Origin of the sequence: Nostoc sp. 2RC (assembly GCF_014222165.1) — a bacterium.
Classification (GTDB): domain Bacteria; phylum Cyanobacteriota; class Cyanobacteriia; order Cyanobacteriales; family Nostocaceae; genus Nostoc; species Nostoc linckia.
The window spans coordinates 1-20,941 of the sequence record NZ_JACKZU010000125.1; the positions used below are offsets into that span (position 1 = coordinate 1).

The 20,941-nt window shown below is 40.1% G+C and carries 18 protein-coding genes and 1 pseudogene; 12 read left to right on the forward strand and 7 right to left on the reverse strand.

Annotation, left to right across the window (positions count from 1 at the left end; all coding sequences use genetic code 11):
* The first annotated feature begins 261 nt into the window (after positions 1–261).
* Entirely contained in the window at positions 262–774 is a 513-nt protein-coding gene (locus GNE10_RS15775) for a hypothetical protein (protein ID WP_099072340.1), read from the forward strand.
* Positions 775–1,036: 262 nt separating this feature from the next.
* Here GNE10_RS15775 and GNE10_RS15780 read toward each other — a convergent pair whose 3' ends face one another.
* The 3 genes from GNE10_RS15780 to GNE10_RS15790 all read right to left on the reverse strand — a co-directional run bounded on the left by GNE10_RS15780 (position 1,037) and on the right by GNE10_RS15790 (position 3,560).
* Positions 1,037–1,804 (reverse strand): phycobilisome rod-core linker polypeptide, encoded by a 768-nt coding sequence (locus GNE10_RS15780; RefSeq protein WP_185565991.1) that lies wholly within the window; start codon positions 1,802–1,804, stop codon positions 1,037–1,039.
* A 529-nt stretch (positions 1,805–2,333) separates the two neighbouring features.
* The gene (locus tag GNE10_RS15785) at positions 2,334–2,966 is read right to left on the reverse strand and encodes a hypothetical protein (RefSeq protein WP_260446899.1); all 633 of its coding nucleotides are present in this window, start codon (positions 2,964–2,966) and stop codon (positions 2,334–2,336) included.
* Positions 2,967–3,560 carry a phycobiliprotein lyase gene (locus tag GNE10_RS15790; protein ID WP_185565998.1) on the reverse strand — a complete coding sequence of 198 codons (594 nt, stop codon included), beginning with the start codon at positions 3,558–3,560 and terminating at the stop codon, positions 2,967–2,969.
* Positions 3,561–3,886: 326 nt separating this feature from the next.
* Here GNE10_RS15790 and GNE10_RS15795 point away from each other — a divergent pair, with 326 nt between their 5' ends.
* The 8 genes from GNE10_RS15795 (at position 3,887) to GNE10_RS15830 (ending at position 12,879) form a co-directional block, all read left to right on the forward strand.
* Complete coding sequence (locus GNE10_RS15795) at positions 3,887–4,054, forward strand: NblA/ycf18 family protein (RefSeq protein WP_099072338.1); 168 nt, start codon at positions 3,887–3,889, stop codon at positions 4,052–4,054.
* A gap of 478 nt (positions 4,055–4,532) precedes the next feature.
* Positions 4,533–5,090 carry a bleomycin hydrolase gene (locus GNE10_RS15800; RefSeq protein WP_099072337.1) on the forward strand — a complete coding sequence of 186 codons (558 nt, stop codon included), beginning with the start codon at positions 4,533–4,535 and terminating at the stop codon, positions 5,088–5,090.
* Positions 5,091–5,169: 79 nt separating this feature from the next.
* A complete protein-coding gene (locus GNE10_RS15805; protein WP_185565992.1) occupies positions 5,170–5,664 on the forward strand; it encodes a bleomycin hydrolase in 495 nt (164 codons plus the stop codon).
* Positions 5,665–5,899: 235 nt separating this feature from the next.
* Complete coding sequence (locus GNE10_RS15810) at positions 5,900–6,508, forward strand: HEAT repeat domain-containing protein (protein WP_185565993.1); 609 nt, start codon at positions 5,900–5,902, stop codon at positions 6,506–6,508.
* Between the two features lie 108 nt (positions 6,509–6,616).
* Entirely contained in the window at positions 6,617–7,438 is an 822-nt protein-coding gene (locus GNE10_RS15815) for an SDR family oxidoreductase (protein WP_185565994.1), read from the forward strand.
* 495 nt (positions 7,439–7,933) lie between these two features.
* On the forward strand, positions 7,934–9,835 hold the full coding sequence (dnaK, locus tag GNE10_RS15820; protein WP_099072331.1) for a molecular chaperone DnaK: 1,902 nt from the start codon (positions 7,934–7,936) through the stop codon (positions 9,833–9,835).
* Between the two features lie 289 nt (positions 9,836–10,124).
* On the forward strand, positions 10,125–10,745 hold the full coding sequence (locus tag GNE10_RS15825) for an acetoacetate decarboxylase family protein (protein ID WP_185565995.1): 621 nt from the start codon (positions 10,125–10,127) through the stop codon (positions 10,743–10,745).
* 721 nt (positions 10,746–11,466) lie between these two features.
* Positions 11,467–12,879: a hypothetical protein gene (locus GNE10_RS15830; RefSeq protein ID WP_260446900.1), complete on the forward strand. Its 1,413-nt coding sequence runs from the start codon at positions 11,467–11,469 to the stop codon at positions 12,877–12,879.
* Positions 12,880–12,881: 2 nt separating this feature from the next.
* On the opposite strand, the pseudogene GNE10_RS36520 reads toward GNE10_RS15830, so the two are convergent.
* A pseudogene (locus GNE10_RS36520) lies at positions 12,882–13,031 on the reverse strand (Uma2 family endonuclease); the annotation flags it as partial.
* Positions 13,022–13,156 carry a hypothetical protein gene (locus GNE10_RS36525; protein ID WP_397325716.1) on the reverse strand — a complete coding sequence of 45 codons (135 nt, stop codon included), beginning with the start codon at positions 13,154–13,156 and terminating at the stop codon, positions 13,022–13,024. The gene GNE10_RS36525 and the pseudogene GNE10_RS36520, both read right to left, overlap by 10 nt.
* 382 nt (positions 13,157–13,538) lie before the next feature.
* Between GNE10_RS36525 and GNE10_RS15840 the strand changes: the two genes are divergently transcribed.
* Entirely contained in the window at positions 13,539–14,498 is a 960-nt protein-coding gene (locus tag GNE10_RS15840) for an orange carotenoid-binding protein (protein ID WP_099072855.1), read from the forward strand.
* 132 nt (positions 14,499–14,630) lie between these two features.
* Entirely contained in the window at positions 14,631–14,957 is a 327-nt protein-coding gene (locus tag GNE10_RS15845; RefSeq protein ID WP_199341896.1) for a hypothetical protein, read from the forward strand.
* A gap of 414 nt (positions 14,958–15,371) precedes the next feature.
* Here the strand turns inward: GNE10_RS15845 and GNE10_RS15850 are convergent, their stop codons facing one another.
* Both GNE10_RS15850 and GNE10_RS15855 read right to left on the reverse strand, forming a co-directional pair.
* Entirely contained in the window at positions 15,372–17,357 is a 1,986-nt protein-coding gene (locus GNE10_RS15850; protein WP_185565996.1) for a DICT sensory domain-containing protein, read from the reverse strand.
* Positions 17,358–17,456: 99 nt separating this feature from the next.
* Entirely contained in the window at positions 17,457–18,101 is a 645-nt protein-coding gene (locus tag GNE10_RS15855; protein WP_397325719.1) for a pentapeptide repeat-containing protein, read from the reverse strand.
* 2,336 nt (positions 18,102–20,437) lie between these two features.
* Between GNE10_RS15855 and GNE10_RS15860 the strand changes: the two genes are divergently transcribed.
* Positions 20,438–20,707 (forward strand): hypothetical protein, encoded by a 270-nt coding sequence (locus tag GNE10_RS15860; RefSeq protein WP_185565997.1) that lies wholly within the window; start codon positions 20,438–20,440, stop codon positions 20,705–20,707.
* Positions 20,708–20,941: the final 234 nt, after the last annotated feature.

Genomic DNA, 20,941 nt, shown 5'->3' on the forward strand with positions numbered 1-20,941 from the left:
TAACCCTGTTGCCTATTCCCTATTGCCTCTTGCCTGCCTATACAGATCAGTTCATTAATCAAATCGGACTGCTATATGGTCTTGAAGTCTGAGAAATCCTCAGTTGGGAATTGACCAATTGTGAATTCTGACTCCTTTTTTTATATTAGACATTAAAGCTTTGCCTGGTTGATACGTTGCATCATAATGTTACTTAAGTCTCCCCTGGGGGAATCCTAAGAATATCAGGTTATTTTTTTTGGATTTTCTCTTTTACTGGTTATGACGCTGCTGAATATTCTGGAACTTGCAAAACAGGGAGATGTGGAGGCGATCGCATCTTTAATGAACCGCCATCTATTCCCAAAGGGGATCGCTGCAAAAGTAGCTTTCAAGGATGCTTACTTAGAGGTAATACTAGAATCTACGGAAGTACCAAATCAGGAAACCTGGGTTGCATTTATCCGTAGAGGATTAAGTAATTTAAAGGCTGCATCTGTTGAAAAAGTCAAGATTTACGGGCAACAAATGGATAAAGAGTTTCCAGCTTGGAGTCAAGAATTTGATTTGGGTTTAACGCCAGTAGAAGAAGATGATGAAGAGTCTTGCAGTAATTCTCAAATGCTAACTGTTTCTATTAACTTAAATGGTGATAGCGTCCGCGACTTAAAAAGTCAAGATTTTGAAAATATTGCCAATCAAATAATCAATGATATTTTAGCAACTTGTTCAAATTTTCTGATTAATAAAGTAACTATTAGTAATGATAATTGTATAGTCTCTAAAGAACGTTAGTATTATATTTTTTTTCATACTCTAGATGCTATAGAACTCATATTTGATTTGGAGAAAAAACTCAGTACACCCCTAAATTCCTTTTTTCCTGTTCCCTATTCCCTGTTCCCTATTCCCTTAAACAAACGATTAGCGTGCATTAGACATGGAATAGAGTCTGTTTCACTAGTTATACCTAAATGAAACTCCTACGTAACCCAGGACTAATGCACGCTATCAAATAATCAAATAGATCTACTAGCTAGCCGTTGAGCAAAAATCGTTATTTGATTCCTGCTAGTTGGCGATAAGGTACATCCTTGTCAATATCGATGTTGAATGACGAAACCCTTTGTGGAGCATTGCCAGTTGCATTGATACTTTGTGCCAAAGCCAAGAAATTGGCTGGATCGCCAGCTTTGGGCTTTTGTTCTTGAGGGATGAACCGACGTACTTCCACTTGCCAAATAATTTGGGGGAAGCCCAGTTTGGAACGGTAGTAATCGTCATATCGTGGAGATTTGATATTGAAAGGCAACTCACCTTCAGCGCGAGATGGCAGCACTCGGCGTCGTTGGTAAGGTACTGTAGAGTATCCGAAATTGCTCAGGTACTCTTCAGAGTCGAGTATTTGATCGATAAAGCCTTTGATACCTTTGGTAGCAACTACAATTGACCAAGCGATTTTTTCCCGCTCGCTGTATACGTCGCGTCCTAGAACTCGCTGTACTACTTGCTCAACAAAGCGGTAGTTGCTGTTGAGGTCGTAAAAGCTTCTCTTAAAGGTATTGGAAAGTACCAATCCACGAATAAAGTCCCGCACTGTAATTTGTCCATTACGGAGTTGGGACTCTAAATATGTTTCGCGATCGGCAGCAAACGCATGAAAGAAAATTTGACGATATGCTGCTTCAATCAAAACATCGAAATCTGAGGGAGAAAGCAGATTGTCTGTGGAAAAAATTCTGGGCTGTTCGTCACCCGGTACTTCATATGCAGCTACACGCTGATTTTGACTTGAAGGTGCGTATTCTAACAGAGGAATTGCCACTCTAAAGCCTCCATGTTCTTAATTAAAGTTAACAACTTTAAATCACATATTAAGGGACGTAGTTGGATCAGAACCTGAGATTCTGATAAAGTTTCACGAAACTTAACCAAGAAGTGTTTAAGTATTCGTCAGAAATAGCGCCGATCCACTGGATTGAGACTAATCCTAGCCTTAGCCACTGACTGGGGCTTCCAGTTTAATGACTTTGTGGCCTTTTCTACACTTTCTGCAAAGCATACGGTGTAAAGTTCTCAGCTATCCAACTAGTATTTAGGATATGCCGAAGCTGACTTTCAAGTCCAGTAAATGCCCCACCGCAGATTATAAATTTATTACCGGATGGCGTTTTTTTGGATTTAGCTAAATTTTAAGTAGAAGCTTTGTTCACATAATTCAGATTAGGAGATTCAGTTTCACTTTTTTGAACTGAGGCAAAATTTTTTAACATTTCGCAAAATAAATTAATAAATGGGAACTGGGGACTGGGGGGACAAAGTTGTAATTTTTCTTCCTTGTCTCCCTTGTCCTTTTACCCATGCCCAATGCCCCATGACGGCAGTTGCTCCACTGGGGGAGACCCCAAGACTGCACTGCCTCCCCCATGCCCCACTTTCCCACTGCCTTTTCCGATCCAAAATTCCAAGGGATCTATAGTTGACTGACAGTAAGGCCAGCTACGCAAGGTTTGTTCCATTCCGGTTTCCCAATAAGGTGGTTCTAATCCCAGTCCTAAACACAGATGAGACAGAATGTTAGCAAACTGTTGATTGTGACCATAGTCTCCTACATGGGCATGAGCGTATTCATGAACAACGATACCGAACCAGTCTTTGGGAGCAACTCGACCGACATCTACCAAAATGGTGATTGGGTTTGTGAGAATGTTGCACAGACCGTCAATACCGAAAGATTGAGCGATGGGTACTGCGAAAATTTGGATGTGAGGGCGTTCTTGGGGATGAAAGCACTGATGACAGGCTTCCAGATAGGTGTTGATAGTAGCGTTAACGCTGTTAATGTTTTTGCCTATCCAAGTGCAAATGGCAATGCGATCGCGCTCTTTATCGAATACGTCCACCATACCTGGTTCTAGAGCAAATCCCTGTACCAGACGCAGATAATTTTGCCCGCGATAAAAAGCATCGGTCTGCTTCAGAATCATTCACCAGCCTAAAACGGAATAAAACTGTTGTTTAGAAGTCACCTCTTGTGTATTGGAAACTTCCAAAGAAGACTCTATGCGGGTTTCAGTGCAAAAGGATGCAGTGCTAAACCCACCAAACCGTTTCACTGTACTGCTTCGCAATCTAATATTCGGGCCGCCGAACCAAAATCGCTCAATGGAACTCATTGTTTCGTATTCGGTTGTCAACACGAGTCCATCTTCATCATCCATGTGAAAAAGACCGACCACAGGTACAATTTCCGCGTAGCCTCTTTCTCGCAGTAATTTGCCTTGCCTTGGGTTATCAGCATCAGGCACGATGGCAAATATGGTTTTTCCTTGATGATTTTCCTCACCTTCTCTATCCCAAGCCATTGTGCCTAGCCAACGCACCCGCGACCCCCCTATTGAAAGACTGGGGTCAATCTGATGATACTGGCACAGTTCAATGATTTCTGGATGATCGGCTGCCAGAGTTTCCACTTCTATATCAGATTCTCCTGTTTCTGAGCGCTTGAACGCCAGGTGATGAGTTACACGTTGCGATCGCCATTTGCCAGCGCTTAGCTGAAAAAATTCCATTGCGTCTATCAATCTTCTGACTCCTACCTTTGACTCCAGCGGATGATGTTGACTTTGCTTTTTGTTTTTAAAGTTATTGGTATATAAACATTCTAAACATTACAATCATCAGCGCTTTGCTTCAATAAACTCCTGACAAAGGAAAACAAACCGGATGTTTTTGCAAAAATGTAAACTTTTATAATATTAATTTCTCATGACTTGACAACGTGGACATTTTAATATCTCAATGCTAGACTATTTTCAAGTGATGTATACAACATGCTACCTCTACGCCTTCACAGTACCAGTAACAACAAACACCTTCGATTCAGTCAATTAGAGGAGTGAATCTTATGGAATTTCCCATGGAATTAACTTTAGAGCAACAGTTTCGCTTACAAAACTTGAAAGCCCAGGTGAAGAACTTGAGCCAAGAAGAAGCCCAGGAATTTTTGTTAGAAGTTTTACGGCAGATGATGGTGAAAGATAATTTGGTTAAACATCTGCTCAAACAAGCCTAAGCCACTGACAAAAAAGAATATTTTTCCTTAAGACTTACGCTGTGGCTGCATAAGTCTTAATTTTTTTGGATATGGAATATTTAGGTATGGGGCATGGGGTATAGGGCATGGGGCATGGGAAGAGGACAAGGAAGACAAGGTAGCAATCTTTCTCCCTTGTCTCCCCCCTCTCCCAGTACGGTTCGGATAAGCAGTGTGAACTTCCCTTGTGGTCTGGGAAAAGGTTAAGGGGTAAAGGGTAAAGGATGTATTTGAAACCTTTCCCCTTTCCCCTTTAACCCAACCGTATTGCCTCATCTCCATGCCCAATGCCCAATGCCCCATGCCCAAAGTAAATATTACAGATTATTACTTTCTCTCTCATAGAAAAGACTAGGGTACTACTAATCCCCTATGTTTTACTTTGGCTACTCGCAGTTCATCTGACGAAACTAGGCCACAGATAATATCCGCCATTTGTGAATATTAAGGAGAACTCATGGTTCTTGATGCTTTTTCCAGAGCTGTAATTACAGCAGATGCTAAAGGTGCTGCTATTGGTGGTGCTGACTTAGATGCTCTCAAAGCTTTTATTGCTGAGGGTAACAAGCGTCTGGATGCTGTAAATGCGATCGCTAGCAACGCTAGCTGCGCTGTTTCTGATGCTATTGCTGGAATTGCTTGCGAAAACACTGGTTTGATTCAACCCGGCGGTAACTTGTACCCCACTCGTCGCCACGCTGCTTGTCTGCGTGATACCGAAATCATCCTGCGCTATGTAACCTATGCATTGTTAGCTGGTGATTCTTCCGTATTAGACGATCGCGCTATCAACGGATTGAAAGAAACCTACACAGCTCTGGGAGTTCCCATTAGCTCCACTGTACGTGCTATTCAAATCCTCAAAGCTATCGCTGTTGCTCACATCACCAACACCAACACCGAAGCTAACGCTGGTTCTAAGTTCCGCAAATTAGAAGTTATCCAAGGCGACTGCTCTGCTCTAGCTGCTGAAGCTGCTAGCTACTTCGATCGCGTTATTTCTGCTCTGAGCTAATAGCTCACAGTTAACGGCTATTTAGCCCAACGAAGTGAAATCAAAACCCGATCAAATCCCATCTGGAGTATAAAAAGCAATGAAATCAGTTATCACCACAGTTGTTTCAGCTGCTGATGCAGCAGGTCGTTTTCCCACCACCTCTGACCTAGAATCCGTTCAAGGTAGCATTCAACGTGCTACTGCTCGTTTAGAAGCTGCTAACAAACTAGCTTCTAACATCGATGCTGTAGCTAAAGAAGGTTACGATGCCGCATTTAAGAAATATCCTTACTTGACTCAAGCAGGTGAAGCTGGCGACACCCAAGTTAAGAAAGACAAGTGCCTCCGCGACATCAAGCACTACCTACGCTTGATCAACTACAGCTTAGTTGTTGGTGGTACCGGCCCATTGGATGAGTGGGGAATTGCAGGCGCTCGCGAAACATATCGCTCTTTGGGTCTGCCCACCGCTCCCTATGTTACCGCTTTGACCTTCATTCGCGATCGCGCTTGCTCTCCTCGCGACTTGTCTCCTCAAGCGTTGACAGAGTTCCGCGCTCTTCTTGACTACGCAATTAACTCCTTGTCATAGTAGGCCAATTGAGTAGCCGAGCGACCGTTGCACTCTAAAACTAGGGACTCTCAGTCTATTGCTTTGCCCATATAAGGTTGAGTAATCGGCTTAGAGTCCCTCAGTTGTTATTGAAAGAATTCAGAACTCAGGAGTCAGGAGTTAGGGGTAATACTAAGTTGCGTTCAAATAGAATATTTATACTCCTTACTCGCAGCTTAAATTACTATTTTTGACTAGAACTTAAGTTTTAATTATGACGACAGATTCTTTATTTGAACAGTTAAAACACCCCAACCCAAATCTGCGGGAACGAGCTATGTGGCAACTAGCCGAAGTCCGCGATGAAAATACTATTCCTCGACTGATGAGTATTTTAGATGAAGAAGATGTGACTTATCGTCGAGCTGCGGTAAAGGCTTTGGGTGCTATTGGTGTAGATGCTGTGCCAGCACTGGTAGAATCATTGCTCAATAGCGATAACGCTACCATTCGGGGTAGTTGTGCCAAAGCTTTAGCACAAGTAGCCGCCAACCATCCAGATGTAACTTTTCCAGAAGAGGGCTTGCAAGGATTAAAAACAGCACTCAATGACACAAATGGTGTTGTATATATTGCATCTGTGATGGCTTTGGGTGAAATTGGTTCTCCTGCCTTTGAAATTTTAACTGAAGCTTTGAAAACCACAGAGAACGTTGCGGTAGCTGTGGCAATTGTCAATGCACTCGGTTCGATGGGTGATGTCCGAGGAGTAGAAGTACTGACAGCATTGACTGACGATGAAACTGTCGATCCGTATGTTCGAGAATCAGCGGTGAGTGCCTTACCTCGATTAGATCAAGTTATTAAATATAGCAGAAAGTAGCGATCGCTCTAAAATTCAACTGCCTTAATTAATATCTTCAAAACAACTAACTTTTGCCATTGCCTAATTTTTCAGTAGATTAGCAATAGACTATCTCAAGAAAACTTTATGACTTCTTTGGAAGCGTCAGTTGAGAATTTGGTACTAGTTGCTGGTGCTACTGGTGGAGTAGGGCAACTTGTGGTAGGCAAGTTGTTGGAAAAAGGTCTTAGGGTTCGCGTTCTGACAAGGGATGCCGCCAAAGCTGAAAAAATGTTTAATCAGCAAGTGGAAATCATTGTTGGTGATACCCGTCAACCCGCGACCCTACCAGCAGCAACATCAAATGTCACGCAAATTATATGTTGTACTGGAACCACAGCCTTTCCCTCTACTAGATGGGAGTTTGAGCAATCTCCGAACTTAATTGAATGGGGTTTAACTTTTCTTAACCCCCAATCTAGCCAAGCAAAGGCAAAGAATAGTCCAGCAAAAATCGATGCTGAAGGTGCGAGCAATCTTGTAGCAGCAGCACCTCAAAATTTGCAGCGATTCGTTTTCGTCTCCTCCTGCGGAATTCTTCGTAAAAATCAGTTTCCTTTTAGCGTTCTCAATGCATTCGGCGTCTTGGATGCCAAACAAAAGGGTGAAGAGTCCGTCATTAATTCAGGATTACCCTACACCATAATCCGCCCAGGACGTTTGATTGATGGGCCTTATACTTCATACGACCTCAACACCCTCCTCAGGGCAAAAACCGGCGGTAAATACGGTGTGGTACTTGGTACAGGAGATACACTTGTTGGTGATGCCAGCCGAATTGACGTAGCCAACGCTTGTGTCGAGTGTCTTTTTTATCCAAATACTTCTAGGAAAATTTTTGAAATAGTCAATAAGGGACAAAGACCAGCTGCGATTGACTGGGGAAGTCTTTTTTCTGGGATTGAGTGAGTAGGGAGATGGGGAGGGAGGCTCTTGAGGCAGGGGAAAAGGTTAAAGGTTAAAGGAAAAAGGAATAAATTTCATCTTTCCCTTTTTCCCCTTACCCCTTTCCCTTTCCCCAGGCCCAATGACTAATGACTAACGACTAATGACTAATGCCGTAATTTGTTACCTCCAAAGACGGCAAACACCACTCAGATGTTACGGTTCACCCTAATTACTGAAAGTATTAATTCTCATACATTAGACGAAGTGAAAGCAAATCGATCCATGAATCAACTTAAAAACTATCGAGTTAGTTTAACCGTTCCAATAAAGGTTCGGTAAACCACCCTTCATGGATCTCAATATATATATCAGCATAGTCTGGAGTCTTAATCCCCAGAAAAAGCCAAATTAAGGTATTAATGCTGAACTGGCTGATTTCTTAACCCTGTTGGTTGAAAATTTAGTCCTTAATATTCTCATTCATTCATTTGTAGTTATACGGAGCCAGCACCTAAAATGGCAAAAGTAGTTGGAATTGACTTAGGTACAACGAACTCCTGCGTGGCAGTGATGGAAGGTGGTAAACCCACAGTTATTGCTAATGCGGAAGGTTTTCGGACAACGCCATCAGTGGTTGCATTTGCCAAAAATGGCGATCGCTTGGTTGGTCAAATCGCCAAACGTCAAGCGGTGATGAACCCCGAAAATACGTTTTACTCTGTCAAGCGCTTTATTGGACGCCGCTTTGACGAAGTAACTAAGGAGACTACTGAAGTTTCTTACAAAGTCCTTAGCAGCGGCGGCAATGTCAAGCTAGACTCACCAGGCGCTGGTAAGCAATTTGCTCCAGAAGAAATTTCTGCACAAGTTCTCCGCAAACTGGTTGAAGATGCTAGCAAATATCTGGGTGAAACTGTAACCCAAGCAGTAATCACAGTTCCGGCATACTTCAATGACTCCCAACGGCAAGCAACAAAGGACGCTGGTAAAATTGCAGGTATTGAAGTTCTGCGGATTATCAACGAACCAACAGCCGCTTCTCTAGCTTACGGTTTTGACAAAAAGAGCAACGAAACAATTCTGGTATTTGACCTTGGTGGTGGTACCTTCGACGTATCCGTGCTGGAAGTAGGCGATGGAGTTTTTGAAGTGTTAGCCACATCTGGTGATACCCACCTTGGTGGTGACGACTTCGACAAGAAAATAGTTGACTTCTTAGCTGAAAAGTTCAAAAAAGACGAAGGCATTGATTTACGCAAAGATAAGCAAGCTTTACAACGTCTGACTGAAGCCGCAGAGAAGGCCAAAATTGAACTTTCTAGCGTCACCCAAGCAGAAATTAACCTGCCATTCATCACCGCTACCCAGGACGGGCCAAAGCACCTGGATACAACCCTCACCCGCGCTAAATTTGAAGAACTTTGCTCTGACTTAATCGACCGTTGCCGTATCCCTGTAGAAAACGCTCTCCGGGATGCCAAGTTAAGCAAGAGCGATATTGATGAAGTCGTGTTAGTTGGTGGTTCTACCCGCATTCCCGCAGTCCAACAGATTGTGAAGCAGGTATTGGGTAAAGACCCCAACCAAAGCGTTAACCCTGATGAAGTTGTGGCAGTAGGCGCAGCAATTCAAGCAGGGGTATTAGCTGGTGATGTTACTGGTATCTTGCTGTTAGATGTAACACCTCTATCTTTGGGTGTGGAAACATTGGGCGGCGTGATGACCAAAATTATCCCCCGCAACACCACAATTCCCACCAAGAAATCTGAAGTATTCTCCACCGCTGTGGATGGTCAAACCAACGTAGAAATTCACGTCCTCCAAGGCGAACGCGAATTCTCTGCTGATAACAAGAGTTTGGGAACCTTCCGCCTTGATGGAATTCCTCCCGCACCACGTGGCGTCCCTCAAATTGAAGTCGTATTCGACATCGACGCTAACGGTATTCTCAACGTCACCGCTAAAGACAAAGGTACTGGTAAAGAACAGTCCATCAGCATCACTGGCGCTTCCACACTGGATAAAAATGATGTTGACCGGATGGTGAGAGAAGCCGAACAAAACGCCTCAAGTGACAAAGAACGCCGTGAGAAAATCGAACGCAAGAACCAAGCCGATTCTTTAGCATACCAAGCTGAAAAGCAGCTACAAGAATTGGGCGATAAAGTTCCCGCCGCTGACAAGGCCAAAGTCGATGGTTTGGTGAAAGAACTGCGGGAAGCAATTGCTAAAGAAGACGATGAACAAATCAAGAAACTGACCCCAGAATTGCAACAAGCCTTGTTCGCCGTTGGTAGCAACATCTATCAACAAGCTGGTGGCGGTGCTACTCCTGGCGCTGAACCTCAAGATGGCGGTTCTTCTTCTGCTAGTGGTGGTGATGATGTAATTGACGCTGATTTTACAGAAAGCAAATAATTCTCCTATTTTTTCGGGAAGATTATTTTGCCCCACTTCATATTAACCATCCAAGGTTTTTCTTGGGTGGGATTTTTTTTAATAAGTTAGGAGTTAGAAGTTTAGAAGTTGAGAGTTAGAGTTAGGAGTTAGGAGTTAGGAGTTAGAAATAATATTACTAATTCTTAATTGAAAATTTTCAACTTTATTTTTAAATCCTCACTTTTAACTCTTAATTCTTGTACAGACAAAGTTAATTGCGTCTTAACTCCTAACTCCTCACTTTTAACTCTTAACTCCTAACCTTCTTATGCCTTATCCTCAAGCACCTTGGACACTTCAAGGCTACGCTATCCAAACTCTGCATTTGGTAAATATTAACCGAGTGCGCCCTTTGATTCCTTCGGAACTAGAAATTATTTCTGTGTGGCCTGGTAAAACCATTGGTAGTGTATATTTGGCTAATTATGGGTCTGGCTCGGTATTGGAGTATAGTGAGTTAATTATTGCCCCGGCTTTGGTTCATCGCCAAAGGAAAATCGGCCCTTGGATTTCGCACATTTATGTGGATAATGCTGATTCCGTAGCTGGTGGTCGAGAAATTTGGGGGTTACCAAAGGAACTAGCTGAGTTCACCCTAGAAAGAGAATATGCTAGCGTGCATCAGGGAAACCAGAAATTTTGTAGTTTTAACTATAATCAACAAAGTTGGGCATGGCCTTTGCAATTAGGCGTGTCTGCTTTCAGCATCAAGGGTAGTGATTTACTCATATTCTCCATTGAATTTAAGTCTTTCTTGGGTTTGATTAATTCTCACTTACAAATCCCTGCTGCAAGTCCTTTTTCTGAAATAGGTTTAGAACAGCCTTGGTTAACTGTGCGTCATCAGCAGATGAATTTGCAAGTTCATGCGCCAAATCTCATAGATTGAATTTTTTTCACTGACTTAGTGAATGTATTTCGAGCAAAATCCGGAATACTGTATTTTGATTGTGTAGTTATCTACGTAACCACAACAACAAAACCCAAGCTAGTCAACAAAAAATTGAAGGTATAAATTATATTGTCTATCACATCTGGGAATGTTTACGATTCAAATACTGGCTGATACTAAGTTACTTTTAAACAGAATCTTCTCACTCCCCACTTCTAACCCAAGTTACTTAGGACTTACGCAATTGGCATATTATTTTAAGTTTGTAGTAAGGACTTTATTCCTCTAATAAGGACTAAAGTCCTTACTACAAGCAAAAAAAATTGATTTTTTGTGACACTTGTGTAAGTCCTGTTACTATCTTTAACCGCAACTTAGTATGAATTAATCAGCTTGAGAAAACGACACAATAAATTAACTAACCCTACCGTTAATTAACAGTAGGGTTTTTTCTTCAAAACACAAGTGGTTATCACAAAAGTTGTTAACTGTTGACAGTTAACGGTCAACGGTCAATTGTTTGCGTAACTTGTCTAAAAGACTACAGATATAATAAATATTTTTAAGTACATGTCACTGAAGATTATATCGATAACTGTTACTAAAGTATTGCTAATTACCATATAATCTAAAATTACTTGATAAATTGTTAAGTATGAGAATACAATCAGGTAGATTATTTCATGTCCATTTCAGAATTAATTAAGCAATTTATAAAATGAATAATCTTTGGAGAAATGCTAAATATAATTTAATCGAAAAAATTATCAGACGCTATCCAGATTTACAGGATTTTTTAGAAACATCTAATTTTGAACCTTCAATCAAACGAGAAGATTATCGCTTGGTTGTTGTGCGACCGAAAGTAGCGATCGCCTGTAATTTACCCAAAGCTTTTGCAGAAGGAAATTGTGAAATAGACTTTAGCAACATCATTTTCAGGAATTTGAAAATTACCTTAAGCCATCAAGATATTTTAAATCAATTAATGATTGGATTAAACACCAAGCCAGATTGGAGTTGTCGTTTATTTTTAAAACAATTAGATACAGATATTTTTCAGGTAAATTTAGGAAAAATAACGCTAATTTTATCTGAATTAGAGGCATTAGATTTATGCTTTTGTGTTGATGTAGTTTGTCAAGAATACAAGAAATCAATAATTGAATTTGAAAATTCTTTGGAGACGTGGGATTTTGAATTTGTAGAGGTTGCAAATTTTCGGGGTTTTATCTTATTTTCTGTAGGTGAAAAGTTATGGAAGTTAATGCTGCAATTTGCTGATGAGTTTGATTATAGTAAAGGCAAGTCTGAATGGCATTTATTTAATCGTGAAGATATTTCAATTCGAGTGAGTCGAGGAATTCGCGATCATGCGTTTATTTTGCCTAAAATTGATAATCATTTATCATTAACAAGCAATAATAAAATTAATATTTTATATAAAATAAATGATGTTTATTTACAATCTATGGAAAAAGGAAAAGTTACTTACTGGCAGCAAGATATCGGAGTAAAAGGAACCTGGACAGCTAGATATACGAAGCACTGGTTATTAGAAAAATATATTCCCCAAGTAATTAGTTATTATTTACAAAAATTTCAACTATCTAAAAGTGAATTACTAGCTGAAATTATAAATTATAAAGGCGATCGCCTTGAAATTAAACAAATTAACGAAATTAAAGATTTATTACCTTACCTTCGCGACATTCAGTCTTGGTTGCATATATCTAAAACAAATATTCCGGCTACACTTTTACAATCTTATTATCAAACATTTACAGATTTAATCCGCAATACTGATTCCTCAATCATAGGTATAGACTACATTATCAGAAATTTGCTTGCGGTTCAATGGAAGAATACACAAACAGAGATGCTTGATAACTGTAGGCAATATAATTTTAAATATGCAATTAATTGTTTAGAGGAGCAAGTAGCAAAAATAAATCACAATAAATATGAAAATAGTTTTCCAGCAGATTTAATAACTCGGACATTTATCTGGATAATAGAAAACGGAAAAATTAGTTTCTCCCAAGCTCAGTTAAATGCTGCGAAACAGGCTTTGCAACCACTTTGGGAAGAAAGTCGTTTTCAAATGCGGCATGTATTTGTTAATCTATAAAATTAAAGTATATTCTGTAAATTCAATACAAATCCAGGTAGGATATTTTCCCCGCATAAACTAGTGGGATTGTTTAAGATTTCTACATTTTTACCTGGACAATAAATTTCTACGCGCTTGTTTTTGAGGTCGATTAACCAGCCTAATTGAGCGCTCCTGATGCTGTGCGCTCAAATCTATAATCGCGGTTTTGCTGACACATTTGGAAAAATTGCTCGTCAGTCAAGTCAATTTTCAATTTGAGGATAGAAGGTAAGGCAACTGTTGTAGCGTTCATAGACTTATCCCGACATCTTACTTTCCAGTTTAGTGGAGTGTGGGGTGTGCGATCGCCTTCTAAGCTAATGCGCGCTAAAAAAGTATAAACTAGCGTGGTTGTTGACAGTTAACGGTTAACAGTCAACAATCTCAGTGCTACTTAAATGCAGAACAGCTTACTCACGTATGTCAAAGGAGCGCAGATATCTTTTACTCTCCAAGTAGCCTTCAGGATTACCTTCTAGCCATGAGTAGGCTTATATTTATGATTGTCATTTAAACTTTTGTATCTTTTAGTTAAGTTTTGTGATATTCTCGGATATATGAGGTGCTGCTTCATCCTGTAAAAACTTTTGTTTGAACTTTTTTTAGTTACCAATCTAGTAAGGTAGAACTGCAATATGCCATTTACCATTGATTCAGCTCGTGGTATCTTTCCCAACACATTAGCGGCTGATGTTGTACCTGCAACAATAGCAAGATTTAATCAGCTCAGTGCTGAAGATCAGCTTGCACTAATTTGGTTTGCTTACCTGGAAATGGGCAAGACAATCACTATTGCGGCTCCTGGAGCTGCAAGTATGCAATTTGCTGAGGGGACATTGAATCAAATTCGGCAAATGTCTTTTACCGAGCAATCACAAGTGATGTGCGATCTGGCAAACCGAGCAGATACGCCAATTACCCGCACATACGCGGTTTGGTCTGCAAACATCAAACTAGGTTTCTGGTATCAGTTAGGGAAATGGATGGATCAAGGGATTGTTGCACCAATTCCCCAAGGGTATAAGCTCTCTGCTAATGCTGCTGCTGTTCTGCAAGCAATTAGGGAACTTGATGCAGGTCAGCAAATTACAGTCTTGCGTAATTCTGTAGTTGATATGGGATTTGACCCAAATAAATTGGATGGTCAAAAAAGAGTTTCCGAGCCTGTTGTTGTTCCTAAAGAGATATCACAGCGAACTCAAGTCACTATTGAAGGCGTTGATAACCCAATAGTGTTAAGTTATATGAATAACCTTAACGCTAACGATTTTGATGCACTGATTGAATTATTCACATCTGATGGTGCCCTGCAACCTCCCTTCCAGAGACCGATAGTTGGTAAAGAAGGTGTCCTACGGTTTTTTAGAGAAGATTGTCAAAACCTCAAGTTAATCCCAGAGAGAGGAGTAGTTGAACCTGCTGAAGATGGTTTTACCCAAGTGAAAGTCACCGGCAAAGTCCAAACTCCTTGGTTTGGTGCTGCTGTGGGTATGAATATGGCTTGGAGATTCCTGCTAACTCCTGATAATAAAATTTTCTTTGTAGCTATTGATTTGCTGGCATCTCCCAAAGAACTATTAAACTTAGTTCGTTAGAAACATACTCAATTTGAGTAAATTGTGACAAATTGGTGCGAACGCTCTGTAATGCAGGGCGTTCCCCTATTGTGGAGTAAAACATGCAACTCAATATAAAATGACTGGAACGATAATATTCTAGGTTTGATAATGCAAGTGAGCGACACAGAGTGGTCTACAGCAGAAAAACAATTGGCTGAAACAGTTTTTAAAAGAGCCTACGAAAGAGAAATCAGTGCTTTGATCGAAGAAGTTCGTGACAGAGCAAGTGCGATCGCAGAAATTGATGATATGTGGCGCTTACATGACTTTTTAAGTGCAAGAAGACATGACATAGATGGGAAGTACGACTACAGATATTCCGTACTAATCTTTGTGTTTGCTAGGTTAGTCAAAGAGGGCTGGTTAGCTCTTGATGAATTAAACGAACTTGACAAAGATAAAATCACCAAAGTGGCTGCTCTTGCAAGAATGTGAAATAAAACATTCCAAGTTTACGCCCTATCTGAAAATTTCTCTTGATTCAGTGTTCTCTGTGCTTCTGTGGTTAAGACATAATTGATTTAACTATAGAAATGCAGAGAACACAACTGTTAAATGAAGTAACATATAGCAGTCAAATTTAATTAATGAAGTAATCTGGCAAGAGGCAATAAATAGGCAATAGGGTTATAAAAGACTAAAGTATACGGAATTTCTTCAAAAATCAAATAGGATTACTGTATCAAATTTAGGTAATAACTTATTATTAAAATTTCTATACCAATTTGGTATAGAAAGTATTGTTTAAAATTTTTGTAAACAGCTTTTTAGCAAAGGTTTTTTCAAAATTCCAAACTTGTACTGAGTCTATCGAAATATCTAAAATCCAAAATTGGTATTAAGTCTTGATTAAGAAATAGGTACTGCAACTGGAAGGGTAAAATGAAACTTGCTACCCTGATTTTTCCCTAGAGACTCAGCCCAAATTTTCCCTCCTAAATTATCAATAATTCGACGACAAATTGCTAAACCCAGTCCGGCTCCACCTACAGTGCGCTGTAAAAATCCTTCTTCCTGATAAAAACGCTCAAAGATAGTTTCTAGCCGACTCGGCTCAATACCTCGACCTGTGTCTGCAATAGTAACTTTTAACACAGATGTTTTTGCAGATATTTCTAAGGCTTGGTCAACTTCTTCTGGATTTAATAAGTCTGCACGAATAGTAACTTGACCACTTTTATCAGTAAATTTACAGGCATTGTCAAGTAATTTTGTTAAAACTTCAATCAGTCCTTCTCCATCTACCTGGATTGGTGGTAAGTAATGAGGCAATTCCACAACAATTTTAGGTAATTTATGACGCAATTCGAGTCCACTGAGGGCTAAATCTAGATATTCTTGAAGGGATATCGGCTCTATTTGCCAACGTACTAATCCACCCTCTAGGCGAGACAAGGTAATAAAATCTTGGATGAGTTTGCGTAAGCGATCGGCATCGTCTAAAGCAGCTTGTAACATTGTCTGCTGTAAGTCAAGCGGCATTTCTGGTTCTGTAATTAAACTTTCTAAGCAAACACGGATGGTGGATAAAGGAGTACGCAGTTCATGACCAACGATCGCAATCAAATTACTTTGGGTGCGTTCCAAGTCTACCAGTTGACGATTCAAAGTTTTCAAGTTGCCATAAGCCTGTGCTTGCATTAAAGCAACTCCAACTTGTGTAGCGATGGCCTCTATTAAAGCTACATCATCCTCTGTCCACAAATAAGCCTCTGGTTTGTGTAGTTCTAGCATTCCCAGCCAAGTTCCTTGATAGCAAATCGATACCAACAAGCAAGCACGGATTTGCCAGCGCACCAATTGGGCTTTCAATTGTGGATGTGACTGTAAGCCAAAATCTTGGTTGATATCAGCAATCACTACAGTTTGCGATTGGTTTTCACCTGGAGTTGGACTTGGCATTAAAGCAGTTTGAAACAGCTGATGACTTGCTAATGTCCAAACTTCCCCCTTTAAAGATGGTAATCTTGGAGCTGTTGATTCATAAATAATAGGCTGTCTTTGACTATCTGGTTGATAAATATCAACTAGACACCGACAATGGTTAAAAACTTGACCTAATTCTCTAACAGTAATAGTTAAAATCTCTTCGGGATTCAAAGAGCGGCGAATAGCAGTAGCGATGGCATTGATCGATCGCTCTTTGCGCTCTTTGCTAGTTATGGTGCGATAAGCTTTGAGTTGTTTGTATTGACTAGCTTGTAGATATCTGACTAAACGATTGGCAAATAGTCTAAAATCAATTGCTAATGTGTTATTTACTGATATCTGGACTTGTGATTCCTTCAACAGTCGATAACGTCTTTGCGCTCGCTGGATTTTAGGGGCTAGTTCTGGCCGATAAGTGAGAATCCGCTCTAATAATAGGCGGGCGGCCTGAATACAAACATGGGGGTCAAATGTCCAAATTCCTTGAAACTTCCTTGCTTGGTCTATGGACGCTGAATTTATAGGTGAAGCGTATTCTCGACAAATCAAACACGCCGAATATAGCTGACCAATTACAATCAAATGCCATTCTCTAGCTAATTCGTCTTCAGGAGCAAAAGGAATGGTTGCATAAGGGACTGAAACCATACCAAAGTCGCTCTCTGGTGCAGCTAATACATAAACTTGGTCTGTATGCAGAGCAATTTTTTCATAACGAGGAATCTCCTGGCGATAAAAACGCTCCTGCTGAAAATTGGCAATTACTAGGGGTTGATCTGTTGCTACCAGTACTAGGTCTTCTATTGCATGAGAAAGAGCCGTCAACGAAGACTTGAAATAGATTTGAGGTTGTAAATCCGGTAGAACTCGGCACAAATCTTCCAACAAGGAATTCGAGACACTCATTAGCAATTAGGTTGGTAAAAATAAACAATTACTCGTTAAGTTTGGGCATTGGCAGTACTAACGACTTACTGTCCCCACTACCTACCATTCCCAGCCGGATTAACCTACCTTGATTAGGCTTCGTTCCGGTAAGGTGACTCCGTTCAGAATGCACTGATGCAAATCCACTTGAGCCAGGTCTATTTCTGTGAAATCAACGTAACTGAGATCGGTTTTAAATAACATAGCTTTGGCGAGATTGGTGTGACTGAGGTCTGCATTACTCAAGTTTGCCCCAGTCAGATTGACACCACTCAGGTTTGCTCTAGCTAAATTTGCACCGCTCAGATTGGCATAGCGCAAGTCTGCTCCAGCCAAATTTGCACCGCTCAGGTCTGCGTCACAGAGATTTGCTAACCGTAAATCTGCTTTCACAAGGTTTCCCTTGTGCAAATCCACTCCACTCAGATTTGCCCGAATCATGTTAGCAGCCTTCACGTTTGCCCAAATCAGGTTCGCTCCACTCAGGTCAGCTCTCCAGAGGGATACCGCAGTCAAATTTGCTTGAGTCATATTTGCTCCGCGCAGGTTGGCATGAGATAAACTCGCATTTGCCAAGTTAGCTCTAGCCAAAATTATTCCCGCTAGACATACCTCGCTGAGGTTAACCAAGTGCAGGCTTACCTGGGTGAAATTTCTCTCTCCTGCACAATAGCGTTTGAGAAGTTCATCAGCATCCATACAGCCCGCCTTCCAAATCTTCATTTCTTACCTGGAAATCTAACTAAGTAGGTAGACAGAATTAAATGTCAAATCCCAAACTCCAGAAACTAGACAGGATAAGTCTTTTTCCTTGGAGCCTTCTGCCTTCCACTTATCATATTGATAGTCGTTGGAAATGTCCTTCGTTAGGTTTAGCGACTAGCAAAGGCACTTAACCAATGACATCAGTGCAGTTGCGATCGCTTTACCAAAGCTACAATCTTTACTTGGTTTAGAGTTGCATACTCACCAAGGTGCAGCTAAGTAATACCTATTCAAAATTCACACATTGAGAAGTTTCAGCAAAATCTAGCCTTTGAAGTTTGAATCTGCTGCTTGACTTTGGAGAATTTGGTATGACAGCCATTGCTTTAGAGTAGTTTCACACATTTTTTAAATTTTTGTTTACTTATGTAAAGAAATATAACAAACTTTGTTACAAACAAGCAATACTTTTTCAAGTGCAAACTAATAATTTTTATTTATATAAGTAATAAATTTTACTTAAGTAATACCAATTTGAAAAAAGAATGCCGTAGATATATGCTCCTCAACCCATGTGCTGTCTAGCTTTGTGAATCGCTATTTCACAACTTTTGGTGAGCTACAGGATTCATATAGAGCAATCCGATTTGATTTGCGAACTTACTCGTGAAGCCAGGGAACTGAGCGGCAAGAAAAACAAGCTTATTTGAACTGTATGGGACTTACGCACTCTTAATGAAAAATCGTAGACGCGGAGCGGCTTGCCGCAGGCTACCGCAGAGGACACGGAGAAATCAGAATTTCACAGAGTTGTTGCGTAAGTCCTACTGTGACGAATACAATAAATTACAGACATAACTAGAAAAACTGATTTTGATTTAGATAAAACTTATGTCAACTTCGCAAAAAAATTAATGTTAATTGGATTTATTAACCTTCCTAATTTATCGCGTTATAGTGGCTATGTAGGTTTAGAAGTAGCAGAAATTGTTTCCAAATACCTTGCTGTTCAAAGTAAAACTTACGTAATTCAAAATAGAAGGATATTAATATATCAACTTTTAAAATCTGGTCTCGACTCTCATACAGCTAATAGAACAATTACTATATTGATATCAAGTCCAATCTTACAATCAACCAACATAAATCAGTGTGCTATTCAAGAGGGCTGAATAAAGATATGGAGAAACAAGGGGACAAGGGAATATATAACTAATGAGCAATAAAACTCTAGCTTCAAAATAGGGAGTAGGAGTAGGCAAAAGAAATTTTCATTTTTTCTTGTGGGTGCAACTCATGAAGCTTCTTGCAAAAGTGCTTCTTCGCGCCTCTGACCTGTGTACATTCACAAATTAAATGTCGTTATTTAACAAATTAATGTTGTTGTTTAAAAGGTAAGACACTTGCTAGGCAAAGGTTTTGTTTATTTTTAGGAAAAACATCTCTCAATAACTGTTTCATAAATTATTAGTCGTAAGTTAAAGGTAAAGCTAAGGTAGAAGGTCTAAAAAAAGGTGAGTATCCTAGTCACCAGTCAATTTATAGAATTCTAGATAAACATATTGAGGAAAAAGAAACAAAAGATAAGGCACGTAGTCCTGGTTACTCAGGAGAAAAACTCACCCACATAACCCGCGATGGTCGAGAGTTGGAAGTTGAAGGTAGTAATTTAGATGTAAGTAGAACTTACGCACTGTACAAAAGAACCATCTTGTGGATTAACGTAAATACGTTGTTTCAGGAGTTTGGATGTCACTTTGGATTGCTGGCGATCGCCAAAATATCATTCAAAAATCTAACTAAAACTCTTGAAAACTATACCTGTCATTTTGGCTTTTCTGTCAATGCGTAAATTCTAAAGTATTAAATATTCTTCCTGGATATACAGGCTCAAATGTTCAAAAACGACCAGACAACGTTGATAAAGATGCTTGCCTGACTCTCAAGAATTTAGAGATGGTATTAGTAGCCTACATTGTTAATGAGTACAACCCGCACACAGATGGCAGGATGAAAAGCCGATCTCGAATTGGGCGTTGGGAAGCTGGATTAAACTTTTGGTTTTAAAATAACCAGTCAACATATTTGAGATATTGCGATCGCACGGCTTAGTCCATTTCTACAACAGCACACTTCAACGCCCACAGTAGTTAGAATGCGATCGCCTAATTCAAGCGTTGATACAGCAGTAATCTCATCCTTATGAAATTTACAGCTATCAAGGACAAAAACAGCAAATATACTGACTTATAATGATCTTAGTTTCTCTTATGGTCGTAACAAGCAATACCTGGCTATTAAAAGCTGTAGAAATTTATTGCTAGAAAAATCTGCCACAAGGGAAACACTTCAACATGGTTGTTAGGCTTGAGAATCTGACAAAAGGCACACAAGTACAAGGAATTTTACCCAACAATATTATTACCATCGTTGATGCTCAGTGGCATGGCTCTGATGTTGTTGAACTTACGTTATTTACCACCAGGAGAGACAGAGTATGGCTTCCCTTGGTATTGAAACCTAATTATGATTCCGCCATTGTTGTTGCGTGGGGTAATCTTGGGTACTCTAGACGACGACTTACCAATCTCGTACATTCTCTAAGTTGCATAGTTCTTGCATAACCCAACTATGCTAATCGCTCAAAGCCTTGATAATCAGTTATTTTGAACACCCTTGGTAAGGGTGAGGTCACGAGTTCAATCCTCGTCACGGGCTTTTTAAATTATTGAAAAATAAGCAGTTTTATAGCAACTGCACAGACTTAGGCACTTCCAATTCAGAAGGCAGTCCCAATGAAAAAAATTTCACCGCCAAGCATGAAAATGTGGTAGCGTCCACTTAAGGTTGATACAAAC